Source organism: Caulobacter radicis (genome assembly GCF_003094615.1).
GTDB classification, from domain to species: Bacteria; Pseudomonadota; Alphaproteobacteria; order Caulobacterales; family Caulobacteraceae; genus Caulobacter; species Caulobacter radicis.
This window is the reverse complement of record NZ_QDKO01000040.1, coordinates 91,281-103,781: the sequence shown is the minus strand read 5'-3', so window position 1 is coordinate 103,781 and position 12,501 is coordinate 91,281. Positions and strand designations below refer to the sequence as shown.

Genomic DNA, 12,501 nt, shown 5'->3' with positions numbered 1-12,501 from the left:
GGGGATAGCGCGCATGAAAAAGCCGATCGTCGCCGCGGGCTTGGCGCTGCTGGTCACGGCCTGCACGTCCTCGGGAGAAGGTCGGACCACGCCCCTTCCCGCGCGCCCCACCGAGGCCGAGGTGCGAGACCATGTCGCCGCCCACTGGGAGGGCAACTACGACGCCTGGGTTCCGAAATCGGCAGGGCGTCCGAAAGGCAGGCCCACACTGGTCTCGGTCTCCAAGCTGTCCTGCCGACCCTACTACGTGGTCTGGGATTGCGAATTCGAGATCGCCGGCCGGTTCGAGGACGGCGTGAACTATGTTCGCGTCGCCAGCGCCCAGTTCGACCGCGACGCCCAGGGCGGCCTCCAGGCGGGCGTCCTGCTTCTGGAGACGAGGACGCGCTGAAGCCTAGACGCCATCATCGGGGATGCACAGCAGCTTGCCGCACGCCTTGCAGTGCACCGCGTCGGGATCGTGCTTGCGCAGGCCGCAGTCCGGGCAGGGGAAGGTCACCTTGTGGGGCCGCAGGATCGACTGGATCAGGCCGATGAACAGCGACACCCCGCCGATCATCACCGCCATCGACAGCAGCTTGCCCCATACGCCCGGCAGGGTGACGTCACCATAGCCCGTGGTCGTCAGGCTGGTGACGGTGAAATAGAGGGCGTCCACATAGCCGGCGATGCCCTCATGACGGCCCGCGAAGCTGGAATAGACGAAGCCCGTCACCACGAAGACGAAGGTCAGCAGAGACGAGGCCGCGCGGGTGATGTCCTCGATGCGGGTGTCGTCGTAGCGCCGGGCCACCGTGCGCCAGAAGAACTCGCTGTGCACCAGGGTCCATAGCCGCAGCACCCGCAGGAAGCCAAAGTTGTAGAGCCAGGCGGGGAACATCAGCGTGGCCAGCACGAAGAGGTCGATCCAAATGATCGGCTTCTTCAGCCAGCTCTTCATGTCGCCGTGGGCGATGGCCCGGGCCACCAGGTCGGCGGCCAGGAATGTCGCCACCCCGTAGTCGAGCAGGTAGAAGGTCACGCCGTGGTGCTGCATCAGCGGCGCGGCCACGAAGAAGCCGATGATGATCAGGTCGATCAGGATCACCGCATAGCGGAACCGCACCGCCACGGGCGAGGCGCCGTGATAGAGGGACCGCAGTCGGGCCCTGAGACGAAGGTCTTCGGTCAAGCCAACCACCTCTTGCGATGGGCGGGGCGAACGTCTTCCGCCGGAGCGCCGATCGTCACGCGAACCTCGACCGCTTCGGCCGCGATCCGCACCACGCCTTCCAGCGCCTCGATCTGCCACTTGAAAGCCAGGTGATCACCATCGCCCGCCCGGCCGCGATCCAGGATCGGGCCATAGTCCCGATCATCCGGAGCCAGAAAGCCGATCTCCTCGATGCAGAGGCCCGAAAGGTCGGCCGGCAGGTCGGTCTCGAACAGGCTCGCCCCTTCGAAGACGACCTCGAACGCCAGGGGGCGGCCAGGAAAGCGGTGCTGGTTGGCGGCGAAACGCAGGACGACCCGCTGGCCTTCGGCTTCGGCGGCCGTCAGTTCATAGGCGTTGTGGACGTCCAGGCAACCGAACGCGCCAGTGAACTCGACCCCTTGCGTGATCTCGAAATTACACTTCAAGCCCGTCCCTCCGGCCGATCGCCGCATCCCCTGCCGCTGGGCCGAGTTTTCGACTATATAGCCCGGCCATGAGCCGCACCTTCCTGAAGATGAACGGGCTCGGCAACGACTTCGTCGTCATCGAGACCCTCACCCAGCCGTTCGAACCCTCCGCCGAGGAGATCCGCGCGATCGCCAAACGCGGCCAGGGCGGGATCGGCTGCGACCAGGTGGTGGCCATCGATCCGCCCAAGGCGGAAGGGGCCTCGGCCTATGTGCGCTTCTGGAACGCCGACGGCGAGCCGGCCGGCGCCTGCGGCAACGGCACCCGCTGCGTGGCCTGGCTGCTGATGCAGTCGGGCGGCAAGGACGCGGTGACCTTCGACACCAGCGCCGGGCGCCTGTCGGGCGTGATGGCCGGCGACAAGCGCGTCACCGTCGACATGGGCCAGCCGCGCCTGTCGTGGGAGCAGATCCCGCTGGCCGAAGAAATGGACACCGCCCGGGTCGAGCTGCAGGTCGGCCCGATCGACGCCCCGTGGGTGCACACCCCGGTCTGCGTCTCGATGGGCAATCCGCACGTGGTGTTCTTCGTCGACGCCCCTGTCAGCGACGAGTTCGCCGAAAAGACCGGCAGCCTGGTCGAGCACCACCCGCTGTTCCCGCAAGGCGTCAATGTCGGCTTCGCCCACGTCGTGTCGCGCGACCACATCAAGCTGAAGGTCTGGGAACGGGGCGCTGGCCTGACCGCCGCCTGCGGCACCGGCGCCTGCGCCGCCCAGGTCGCCGCCGTGCGCCGGGGCCTGACCGATCGGGTCGCCACCGTCGAGTTCGAAAGCGGCCCGCTGGTCATCGAATGGCGCGAGGCCGACGGCCACGTGATCATGACCGGCCCGGTGGCCCTGGAGTTCACCGGCAAGCTGCCCGAGACCGTCAGCGCATGAGCGAGCTTCACCCCGCCCTCGCGCCCGGCAAGACCGCCGTCGTCACCGGCGCGGCCGACGGCATCGGCCTGGCCGCCGCCAAGGCCTTCGTCGAGCTGGGTCTCAACGTGGTCATGGCCGACGTCACCGGCCGCAAGCTGAAGCAAGAGGCCGAGGCGATCGGCGCCCTGGCCGTGCCCACCGACGTGGCCGACCGCGCCGCCGTCGAGGCCCTGCGCGACGTCGCCATCGAGCGCTTCGGCGCCGTCGACGTGCTGATGAACAACGCCGGCGTGGGCGGCGGCGGCGACGCCTTCTCGGGCGACGACGCCTGGAAGCGCATCCTCGACGTCAACCTGTGGGGCGTGATCAACGGCGTCCAGGTGTTCGGCGAGGAGATGGCCGAGAGCGGCCGCCCTGGCCTGATCATCAACACCGGCTCCAAGCAGGGCATCACCCAGCCGCCGGGCGACACGGCCTACAACGTCTCCAAGTCGGCGGTGAAGGCCTTGACCGAGGGGCTCGCCCACACCCTGCGCGAGATCGTCGACTGCCAGGTGAGCGCCCACCTGCTGATCCCCGGCTACACCTTCACCGGCATGACCAAGCGCGGCCCGGGCGGCAAGCCCGACGCGGCCTGGACATCCGAGCAGGTCGTCCACTTCATGCTGGCCCGCATCGCCGCCGGCGACTTCTACATCCTGTGCCCGGACAACGACGTGCCGCGCGCCCTGGACGAAAAGCGCATGGCCTGGGCCATGGGCGACGTCATCGAGAACCGCCCGGCCCTGTCGCGCTGGCACGACGACTGGAAGGACGCCTTCGCGGCGTTCATCGCGTCATGAGCGTCTACACCGTCATCAAGGCCCAGCCGAAGCCCAAGCCCGAAGTGGGCGAGGAGGGCGGTCCGGCCGTGACCATGCCCGGCGCCAACGGCGTCGACGTCGTCACCTTCGGCTGCCGCCTGAACGCCTATGAGAGCGAGGCCATGCGCGCCCGCGCCGCCGCGGATGGTCTTTCGGACGCCGTGGTGTTCAACACCTGCGCGGTGACCAACGAGGCCGTGCGCCAGGCCCGCCAGGCGATCCGCAAGGCCCGCCGCGAGCGTCCCGGCGCGCGGATCATCGTCACCGGCTGCGCCGCCCAGATCGACCCGGCCGCCTTCGCCGCCATGCCGGAGGTCGACCTGGTGCTCGGCAACGCCGAGAAGGCCGCCCCCGGCGCCCTGGTCGAGACCACGGCCCGCGTGCGGGTCAACGACATCATGTCGGTCAAGGAGACCGCCGGTCACCTGATCGACGGCCTGAAGGACCGCGCCCGCGCCTATGTCGAGGTGCAGAACGGCTGCGATCACCGCTGCACCTTCTGCATCATCCCCTATGGCCGCGGGAACTCGCGCTCGGCCCCGGCCGGCGAGGTCGTCGAGCAGGTGCGCAAGCTGGCCGCCGAAGGCTATCGCGAGGTCGTCCTGACCGGCGTCGACGTCACCTCCTGGGGCGCCGACCTGCCGGGCGAGCCGACCCTGGGCCAGCTGGTGGGCCGCATCCTGCGCATGGTCCCCGACCTGCCGCGCCTGCGCCTGTCGTCGATCGACGCCGCCGAGATCGACCCCGACCTGCTGAAGCTGTTCGCCGAAGAGCCCCGGCTGATGCCGTACCTGCACCTGAGCTTGCAGGCCGGCGATGATCTGATCCTCAAGCGCATGAAGCGCCGGCACAATCGCACCGACGCGCTGAACCTGGTGGCCAGCGTGCGGGCCGTGCGCCCGGACGTGGCCTTCGGCGCCGACCTGATCGCCGGCTTCCCGACCGAGAGCGAGGAGGCGTTCGAGAACACCGTCCGCCTCGTCGAGGAGGCGGGTCTGGCCTTCCTGCACGTCTTCCCCTACAGCGCCCGCCCCGGCACGCCGGCCGCGCGGATGCCGCCGGTGAAGGGCCCGGTGATCAAGGACCGCGCCAAGCGCCTGCGCGAAGCCGGCCAGCGCGGCCTGGAACGCCACCTGGCCGCCCAGGTCGGCCGCGTGCTGCCGGGCCTGGTCGAGCGCGACGGCCTGGCCCGCGCCGAAGACTTCACCGAGATCGCCTTCACCGGCGAGGCGCCGGCCGGCGAGATCGTGGCCTTCCGCGTCACCGGCCACGACGGAGCCCGCGTGATCGCCGAGCTGGCCGCTTGAGGCGCCTGCTCGCGGCCGTCCTCGCCGCCCTGCTCGCCGTCCCGGCGACGGCGCTGGCGCAGGAGGCGCCGGTCACCTTCAGCGTCATGACCTACAACGTCGCCGGCCTGCCCTGGCCGGTGAAGAAGGGTCGCGGCGAGGCGCTGAAGAAGATCGGCGACGAACTGGCCAGGATGCGCGCTGAGGGAACCGAGCCCGACGTCGTCCTGATCCAGGAGGGCTTCCGTAAGGAGATCGGCGAGCTGATCGACCGCTCAGGCTACCCCTACGTGGCGCGCGGTCCCAAGCGGAAGCAGCGCGACGCCAGCCTGTGGGCCAGGGGCGAGAAGCCCGACTATCGCCGCGTGGCCTATCGCTGGAAGGGCGAGGGCCTGGGCAAGTGGGGCTCCAGCGGCCTGTGGGTGCTGAGCAACCATCCCATCGAGGACGTCAAGTCGCACGCCTATCACTACTGCGCGGGCCTGGACTGCCTGGCCAACAAGGGCGTGATGCTGGTCAGCCTGAACGTTCCGGGCCTGCCCACGCCGGTCGAGGTGGCCGACACCCACCTCAATTCCAAAGGCGCCTCGCGCGTGCCCCGGTCGCGCAACCGCATGGCCCACCACCTGCAGGCCGACGAGTTCAAGCGCTTCATGGCCGCCGACCGCACGCCCGGCGCGCCGCTGATCGTCGGCGGCGACTTCAACGTCATGCACGCGCCCGACCGGTTCGACTACGTGATGGCCGACTATCCGTTCGAGGTGGTCAGCCGCTGGTGCCACAACCTGCCGGGCGCCTGCGACACCCAGATCTCCTATGACGGCGACGCGCCCTGGCTCGACACCCAGGACCTGATCGGCTTCCTCGACGGCGACAAGGTCGACGTCACGCCGACCCGCGTGGAGGCCACCTTCGACGGCGCCCACGAGCCGGTCCTGTCGGACCACGACGGCTATCGCGTGACCTTCCTGCTGACGCCGAAGACCTAGCGGCGGCCGCCCCGGCCGTTGCCGCCCTCGACGCCGCCGCGCGCGCGCAGCAGGTCGCCCACCGACGCGCCGTCGATGGTGCAGCGGGCCACCACCCGGTCGTAGGAATGCTTGATCGCCCGGCATTGCAGGTACTGCCGCCAGACAACGTCCTCGAGCATGGTCTTGGCCGCCCGGCCGCCGGGTGAGTTCAGTTCCGGCGCATAGAAGTCCGACACCCGCACCTCGATCCAGGTCGACGGGTCGCTGCCGCGGCCCACGCACAGGCTGTCGCCGTCGCCGACATAGCGGACCGGCCCATCGAAGCGCGCGCCGGGCGCGGGCAGGGCGCCCTCGCACGGATCGGCCAGCGCCACGGCCGGCGCCGCCAGGAGCGCCGTCGCCAGAACCAGTCCCCAGCCCTTCATCGATCCCTCCGCCTTGCGCGAGAGGAATCGGTACGCCCTATCGAAGCAGTTGTATTTTCTCACGTTTTACTAACTCGAACGCATTACTGCGTCCGTTGGACACCGCGTCGGGCCTTGCTGTCACGCGGGATCTGACCTCAGGTGCCGCCCTGCTTGTGGAGGGGATCATGGGCTTGAGCGGCGGCTGCCAGTGCGGCGCGGTGCGGTTCCGGGTGGAAGGCCAGCCCGGCCGGGCCTCCATCTGCCATTGCCGGATGTGCCAGAAGGCGTTCGGCGGCCCGTTCGGGGCCCTGGTCACCGTAAACCTGGCCGACCTGACCTGGACCCGGGGCGAGCGCGCGACCTTCCAGAGCTCGGATACGATCCGCCGCGGCTTCTGCGCCGGCTGCGGCACGCCGCTGACCTACGAATGGAGCCAGGAGAAGATCGACCTGGCCGTCTTCGCCTTCGACGATCCGTCGGCCGTGGAGCCCGTGGTCCAGTTGGCGATCGCAACCCGCCCGGCCTGGATGGAGCATCTGGCCGACATGCCCGTGCGTCCGCCGATAGGCGGATCGGCGAGCCCGGTGGTCAGCCGCCAGCATCCGGACGTCGATACGTGAACACCAACACCTCCCCCGCTTCGCGTGGGAGGAGCTAGGACTTCTCTTCCCCGCCCATGAATCCTGGCAGGCTCCAGCCGAACTTGATCGCGCAGGCCCGCAGGCCGAAGGCGGCGGCGAAGCCGGCGATCCCCGCCGGCCAGAACGGCACGCGCCACCATTGCAGGATCGCGAACACGGCCGCGCCCAGCAGGGCGGCGGTGATGTAGATCTCGCGGCGCAGCAGCAGGTTGGGCTCCTCGGCCAACACGTCGCGCACCACCCCGCCGAAGGCCGTCGTCAGCACGCCCATGATCACCGAGGTGAAGGGATGCACGCCCAGGCTCAGGGCCTTGGCCGTGCCGACCACGGCGTAGGCGGCCATGCCCAGGGCGTCCAGCCACAGCAGGGCCCGGAACCGCCAGCCGCGCTGGCCCAGCAGCCAGATCACCAGGGCGGCGGCCAGGCAGGCCAGGATGTAGCCGGGCCGCTGGATCCAGAACACCGGCGCGCCGATCAACAGGTCGCGCAGCGTGCCGCCGCCGACGCCCGTGATCGCCGCGAAGAAACCGAAGGTGATGATGTCGTGCTTGCGCCGCGCGGCCGCCAGCGCGCCGGTCGCGCCGAACACGGCGGCGGCGGCGTAATCGAGCCAGAAAAGAGCGGCGGCCAACGGATCCATGTTCTCTAAACGCCATGGTCGGAGCCCAAGCGCAACCGTTCCACCGCCGCCGCGCTAACCTCGAATCGTGAATCTCTTCTTCACTTTTCCCGCCGGGTCGCTACAGGAGCGCGGATGAGCGAAAAGCCCTCGCAGAAACAAGGCTGGTTCCAGCGTCTAACGGCCGGCCTCACCCGGTCGTCCCAGGCGATGACCGAGCAGGTGACCGGCGCCTTCACCAAGAAGCCGCTGGACCAGGAACAGCTCGACGCGCTGGAGGAGATGCTGATCGAGGCCGACCTCGGCCCGCAGATCGCCGCCCGCATAACCGACGCCTTCGGCAAGGCCCGCTTCGGCAAGGCCTCGAGCGACCGCGAGGTCAAGGAAGCCCTGGCCGAGCTGATCACCGCCGAGCTGGCCGACCGCGAAGGCCGCTTCGATCCGCTGGACGGTCCGCGTCCCTATGTCGTGCTGTTCATCGGCGTCAACGGCTCGGGCAAGACCACGACCCTGGGCAAGATCGCCGCCGACCTGACCGAGAAGGGCGCCCGCGTCCTGATCGCCGCCGGCGACACCTTCCGCGCCGCCGCCGTCGAGCAGCTGAAGGTGTGGGCCGACCGAGCCGGCGCCGACTTCATGTCCAAGCCCACCGGCAGCGACGCCGCCGCCCTGGCCTTCGAGGCCGTCGAGCGCGCCAAGGCCGAAGCCTACGACGTGGTGCTGATCGACACCGCCGGCCGCCTGCAGAACAAGCAGGGCCTGATGGACGAGCTGCTCAAGGTCATCCGCGTGGTCAAGAAGGTCGATCCCGACTACCCGCACGAGACCCTGCTGGTGCTCGACGCCACCGTCGGCCGCAACGCGCTGGCCCAGGAAAAGGTGTTCGGCAACAGCGTCGGCGTTTCCGGCATCGTCATGACCAAGCTGGACGGCACCGCCCGCGGCGGCGTGCTGATCCCCGTCGCCCGCGCCTCGGACAGCCCGATCAAGCTGATCGGCGTCGGCGAGGGGATCGAAGACCTGCAGCCGTTCGACGCCCGCGCCTTCTCGCGCTCGCTGGTCGGCCTGGAGGACTGAGCGCGTGACCGACCCCAAGTCCGAAGCCAAGAAGAAGAGCGCCTGGGTGCGCACCGCCGTCGACTACGGCGCGCCGATCGCCTTCGCCGTCACCTATTTCGTCACCAAGAACTTCCAGACCGCCACCTGGGTGCTGGTCGCCGCCTCGGCCCTGGCGCTCGTCGTCGGCTACGCCGTCGAACGGCGCGTGGCGCTGCTGCCGCTGTTCTCGGGCGTGATGGCCCTGGTGTTCGGGGTGCTGGGCCTGGTCTTCCACAGCGACGTGTTCGTCAAGATCAAGGTCACGGTCGTCAACGGCGCGCTGGCGGCCTTCATGATCGGCGGGGTGTTCCTGGGCCGCGCGCCGCTGAAGGCGCTGATGGGCGAGGCGCTGCACATGTCCGACGCCGCCTGGCGGACCCTGACCCTGCGCTACGGCGGCTATTTCGCGCTGGCGGCGATCGCCAACGAGGTGGTGCGCCTGACCCAGGACACGCCGACCTGGGTGAAGTTCCGCATCGCCCTGCTGCCGCTGGCCATCGTCTTCTCGCTGACCCAGACGCCCTTCATCATGAAGCACATGGCCAAGCCGGACGACCAGAAGACCCCCGAGCCGCCCGACGCCGGGTTCTGATCCGCCCGGCGCGGTCCCTTTCATCGCTTCCCGACAGCTCCCCCAAAGGGGAGCATCTACCGACCACGGACCATCTGTCGTCAAACCGACGCGTTGACGTGCTAGCTGGACGTCCGTCAGCGGAAATGGGGCGGACGACATGGCCAAGCACAAGAGTGACAAGGGCGCGACGCGCGAGGTCGGAGTGCTGGACCGCTCGCCCAGCCACCTGCTGCATCGGGTGCTGCAGACCGCCCTCGACATCTATGTGGAAGAGACCGGCGCCGGCGGGATCACCCAGCGCCAGTTCGCCGTGCTGGCCGCCGTGGCCCAGCACGAGGGCGTCACCCAGACGGGCCTGGTCAAGGCCACCGGCATCGACCGGTCGACCCTGGCCGACATGGTCGCCCGGATGATCGCCAAGGGCCACCTGGAACGTCAGCGTTCGGAACAGGACGCCCGCGCCAACTCCGTGCGCCTCACCGAAGCCGGCCGGCTGATCCTGGAAGAGAGCCTGCCGCGCGTGGCCGCCGCCGACGCCCGCATCCTGTCGCTGCTGAAGGCCAGCAAGCGCGACGGCTTCCTCGACCTTCTGGCCGAGATGGCCGCGGTAGACCTGACCGCGCCGCGTCCCGAGCCGAAGGCCAAGAAACCCAAGGCGGAAAAGGCCGACAAGCCGAAGAAGGAAAAGAAGGCCAAGAAGGACAAGGACGCCAAGAAGGCGGCCTGAGCCGGCTTCGCCGCGAAACCTCCACCGTTCGGCGGCGTTTCCTTCAGCCCCAACCTGAACGGCCCTTCATCGCAGCGCCGGAAAACGGCCGCTCCATGGCCTTTCCCGCGACGCGCGTACAGGGCAAAGGTGGAGGTGAAGGAGTTCGCATGACGCAGACCACCATGAACCGTCGCACCCTGATCGCCGCCGGCGGCGCGGGCCTGATGGCCGCCGCCTTCGGCGCGCCGGCCCTGGCCCAGGAGCTGTCGGACGAGGACAAGGCGCTGATCGCCAAGGCCACGGCCTATATCCAGGGCCTGTCCAACGCCAAGGGCCGCTTCGTCCAGACCGATCCGCGCGGCGTGACCACCCAGGGCACCCTTTGGCTGCAACGCCCGGGCAAGGCGCGGTTCGAATATGACGGCCCCAACGGCCTGCTGGTCGTCAGCAACGGCAACAACGTCAACATCTTCGACAGCCGGCTCAAGACCTTCGAGAGCTATCCGCTCAGCCGCACGCCGCTGGCCCTGCTGCTGGCGCGCGAGGTGCGCCTGGACCGCGGCGTGAAGATCACCAGCGTGCGCAAGCTGGCCGACGGCTTCACGATCGTCGCCCAGGACGCCAAGCGGCAGACCCTGGGTCGGCTGGAGATGAACTTCAGCAGCGCGCCCGAGCTGATCGGCTGGACCATCAGCGACGTGAAGGGCGGCCAGACCCGCGTGCGCCTGTCGGGCCTGGACAAGGTCGGCGCCATCGATCCGAAGCTGTTCGTATTGACCGATCCGCGCCGCCGCACGGGCAAGCCGGCCACCGGCTGACATCCGTGCAAGCAAGCCGGTTTGTGACATTCTCACAACATGCAATAGATAAGCGGTTTTTCGCTTGACTAAAAGTTTCGGCGTGGCACTTTTATCACGCATGGCGATGAGCGCCCGACCCGCTCTTCGCAAACCGTGCCGGATCTATCCCCTCCCGGCGGCGGCATGAGAGACCTGACTTTCGCCCGGACGCCTCGTGTGTCCGGGCGTTTTTCTTTGTGGTCTACGAGCGGTGCAGGTAGGGGAGCGGCATGCGCCTCCGTATCGCCACCTGGAACGTCAATTCCGTCCGCCTGCGCGCCGAGCAGGCCGCCCGCTTCGTCGACGAAGCCGCCCCCGATGTCCTGTGCATGCAGGAGATCAAGTGCCAGGACGGCGAGTTCCCGCGCGAGGCCTTCGAGGCCATGGGCCTGCCGCATATCAAGATCGCCGGCCAGAAGGGCTGGCACGGCGTGGCCATCGCCTCGCGCCTGCCGATCGAGGACGTTCCGACGCTGATGAACTGCCGCGAGGGCCATGCCCGCTGCGTGGCGGTGAAGGTTGCCGGCGTCGAGATCCAGAACTTCTACATCCCGGCGGGCGGCGACCTGCCCGACCGGGTCGCCAACCCGAAGTTCGACCACAAGCTGGATTTCTATGAGACCCTGACGGCGGCCCTGAAGACGCGCGATCCCAAGGCGCCGCTGATCGTCACCGGCGACCTCAACATCGCGCCGGGCGAGAACGACGTCTGGAGCCACCGCCAGATGCTGAAGGTGGTCAGCCACACCCCGGCCGAGCTCGAGGCTTTCGACGCCATGATCAAGTCGATGGACCTGCTGGACCTGCCGCGCCTGGCTGTGCCCGAGCCGGAAAAGCTGTTCTCGTGGTGGAGCTACCGCGCCGCCGACTTCCGCAAGTCCAACCGCGGCCTGCGCCTGGACCACATTCTCGCCAGCCCCGGCCTGCGCGACGCGGCCATCGTCGACGGCAAGGTCTCGGCCCAGGTGCACGACACGGTGCGCGAATGGGAACGCCCCAGCGACCACGCGCCGGTCACGGCGGACTTGAAGGTCTGAAGCCCTTTTACCTTCTCCCATAGGGAGAAGGAGGGGCCCATGCGCAGCATGGGAGGATGAGGGGTTACGACGTCGGCCGGCGTGCCGGCACGATCTTGGGCATACGGTGAGGGCGAAACCCCTCACCCTCCCACCGCTATGCGGCGGGCCCCTCCCTCTCCCTATGGGAGAGGTTTTCCAAGGTCATTCCGCCGCCGGCGCCAGCTCCGGCAGATCGAACTTCAGCCAGACGGCCTTGTCCTTCAGGGTCGACTTCACCCAGTCGGCGTGCACCGCGCGCTCGGCCTCGGTCGAGCGGAAGGGCAGGGGGCGCGGGCGGGCGCCGTAGCCGCCGGCGCGGGCGGCGCTGACGGCGGTGGCCGCCACCGCGTGGGTCAGTTCGAGCGCGCGTTCCTTGCCGCCCTGCAGTTCGAGATAGACCTCGGCCAGCAGGTGGGAGTCGATCAGCGCCCCGTGCTTGTCGCGGCTGTCGAGGCTGATCTTGAAACGCTTACAGAGCGCGTCGAGCGAGTTGTACATGCCCGGAAAGCGCTTCTTGGCCATGGCCAGGGTGTCCACCCAGCGCTCTTCGGGCAGCGGCGGGCGGCCGCACTTTTCCAGCTCGAAATTGACGAAGCTACGGTCGAACGAGGCGTTGTGGGCCACGACGACGCTGTCACCGACGAACTCCAGGAACTTGTCGGCGATCTCGTGGAACTTCGGCTTGCCGGTCAGGAAGGCGGCCGACAGGCCGTGCACCTTCTCGGCCTCGGCCGGCATGTCGCGCAGCGGGTCGCAATACTCGTGGAACGACCGACCGGTCGGCATGTAGTCCACCACCTCGATGCAGCCGATTTCGACCAGGCGGTCGCCCGTCTTCGGATCGAAGCCGGTGGTTTCGGTGTCGAGGATGATTTCCCGGGCCATGGCCTTTCAATGGGCCGGTTCGACTC

16 protein-coding genes are annotated in these 12,501 nt (G+C 68.8%); 11 read left to right on the top strand and 5 right to left on the bottom strand.

The features are described from left to right. The first annotated feature begins 13 nt into the window (after positions 1 to 13). Positions 14 to 391, top strand: coding sequence for a lipoprotein (locus tag DDF62_RS21070; RefSeq protein ID WP_116490918.1), 378 nt, complete (start codon positions 14 to 16; stop codon positions 389 to 391). A gap of 3 nt (positions 392 to 394) precedes the next feature. On the opposite strand, the gene DDF62_RS21065 is transcribed toward DDF62_RS21070, so the two are convergent. Both DDF62_RS21065 and DDF62_RS21060 read right to left on the bottom strand, forming a co-directional pair. Beyond that, positions 395 to 1,171, bottom strand: coding sequence for an ion channel (locus DDF62_RS21065; protein ID WP_244286899.1), 777 nt, complete (start codon positions 1,169 to 1,171; stop codon positions 395 to 397). Beyond that, positions 1,168 to 1,620 (bottom strand): hypothetical protein, encoded by a 453-nt coding sequence (locus DDF62_RS21060; protein WP_116490916.1) that lies wholly within the window; start codon positions 1,618 to 1,620, stop codon positions 1,168 to 1,170. Before DDF62_RS21060 ends, DDF62_RS21065 begins: the two co-directional genes overlap by 4 nt. Positions 1,621 to 1,688: 68 nt before the next feature. On the opposite strand from DDF62_RS21060, the gene dapF reads away from it, so the two are divergent. The 4 genes from dapF to DDF62_RS21040 are packed head-to-tail and all read left to right on the top strand — an operon-like array spanning position 1,689 to position 5,663. After that, positions 1,689 to 2,543 carry a diaminopimelate epimerase gene (gene dapF, locus DDF62_RS21055; RefSeq protein WP_116490915.1) on the top strand — a complete coding sequence of 285 codons (855 nt, stop codon included), beginning with the start codon at positions 1,689 to 1,691 and terminating at the stop codon, positions 2,541 to 2,543. Continuing rightward, on the top strand, positions 2,456 to 3,367 hold the full coding sequence (locus tag DDF62_RS21050; RefSeq protein ID WP_116490914.1) for an SDR family NAD(P)-dependent oxidoreductase: 912 nt from the start codon (positions 2,456 to 2,458) through the stop codon (positions 3,365 to 3,367). The genes dapF and DDF62_RS21050 overlap by 88 nt, the downstream gene beginning before the upstream one ends. After that, positions 3,364 to 4,695 carry a tRNA (N(6)-L-threonylcarbamoyladenosine(37)-C(2))-methylthiotransferase MtaB gene (gene mtaB, locus DDF62_RS21045; RefSeq protein WP_116490913.1) on the top strand — a complete coding sequence of 444 codons (1,332 nt, stop codon included), beginning with the start codon at positions 3,364 to 3,366 and terminating at the stop codon, positions 4,693 to 4,695. The genes DDF62_RS21050 and mtaB overlap by 4 nt, the downstream gene beginning before the upstream one ends. Then, on the top strand, positions 4,692 to 5,663 hold the full coding sequence (locus DDF62_RS21040; RefSeq protein WP_244286898.1) for an endonuclease/exonuclease/phosphatase family protein: 972 nt from the start codon (positions 4,692 to 4,694) through the stop codon (positions 5,661 to 5,663). The genes mtaB and DDF62_RS21040 overlap by 4 nt, the downstream gene beginning before the upstream one ends. Here DDF62_RS21040 and DDF62_RS21035 read toward each other — a convergent pair. Further along, positions 5,660 to 6,070: a thermonuclease family protein gene (locus DDF62_RS21035; RefSeq protein ID WP_116490912.1), complete on the bottom strand. Its 411-nt coding sequence runs from the start codon at positions 6,068 to 6,070 to the stop codon at positions 5,660 to 5,662. The genes DDF62_RS21040 and DDF62_RS21035 overlap by 4 nt on opposite strands. 167 nt (positions 6,071 to 6,237) lie before the next feature. On the opposite strand from DDF62_RS21035, the gene DDF62_RS21030 reads away from it, so the two are divergent. Continuing rightward, on the top strand, positions 6,238 to 6,672 hold the full coding sequence (locus DDF62_RS21030; RefSeq protein ID WP_116490911.1) for a GFA family protein: 435 nt from the start codon (positions 6,238 to 6,240) through the stop codon (positions 6,670 to 6,672). Positions 6,673 to 6,706: 34 nt separating this feature from the next. Here the strand turns inward: DDF62_RS21030 and DDF62_RS21025 are convergent, their stop codons facing one another. Then, positions 6,707 to 7,333, bottom strand: coding sequence for a trimeric intracellular cation channel family protein (locus DDF62_RS21025; RefSeq protein WP_116490910.1), 627 nt, complete (start codon positions 7,331 to 7,333; stop codon positions 6,707 to 6,709). 114 nt (positions 7,334 to 7,447) lie between these two features. Here DDF62_RS21025 and ftsY point away from each other — a divergent pair, with 114 nt between their 5' ends. From ftsY to DDF62_RS21000, 5 genes are all read left to right on the top strand, one after another. Next, positions 7,448 to 8,389: a signal recognition particle-docking protein FtsY gene (gene ftsY, locus DDF62_RS21020; protein ID WP_116490909.1), complete on the top strand. Its 942-nt coding sequence runs from the start codon at positions 7,448 to 7,450 to the stop codon at positions 8,387 to 8,389. Between the two features lie 4 nt (positions 8,390 to 8,393). After that, a complete protein-coding gene (locus tag DDF62_RS21015; RefSeq protein ID WP_165829009.1) occupies positions 8,394 to 9,002 on the top strand; it encodes an inner membrane-spanning protein YciB in 609 nt (202 codons plus the stop codon). 139 nt (positions 9,003 to 9,141) lie between these two features. Then, on the top strand, positions 9,142 to 9,711 hold the full coding sequence (locus DDF62_RS21010) for a MarR family winged helix-turn-helix transcriptional regulator (protein ID WP_116490908.1): 570 nt from the start codon (positions 9,142 to 9,144) through the stop codon (positions 9,709 to 9,711). Positions 9,712 to 9,860: 149 nt separating this feature from the next. After that, positions 9,861 to 10,511, top strand: coding sequence for an outer-membrane lipoprotein carrier protein LolA (locus DDF62_RS21005; protein WP_116490907.1), 651 nt, complete (start codon positions 9,861 to 9,863; stop codon positions 10,509 to 10,511). A 251-nt stretch (positions 10,512 to 10,762) separates the two neighbouring features. Next, positions 10,763 to 11,569 (top strand): exodeoxyribonuclease III, encoded by an 807-nt coding sequence (locus DDF62_RS21000; protein ID WP_116490906.1) that lies wholly within the window; start codon positions 10,763 to 10,765, stop codon positions 11,567 to 11,569. A 183-nt stretch (positions 11,570 to 11,752) separates the two neighbouring features. On the opposite strand, the gene dnaQ is transcribed toward DDF62_RS21000, so the two are convergent. Further along, positions 11,753 to 12,475: a DNA polymerase III subunit epsilon gene (gene dnaQ, locus DDF62_RS20995; RefSeq protein WP_116490905.1), complete on the bottom strand. Its 723-nt coding sequence runs from the start codon at positions 12,473 to 12,475 to the stop codon at positions 11,753 to 11,755. Positions 12,476 to 12,501: the final 26 nt, after the last annotated feature.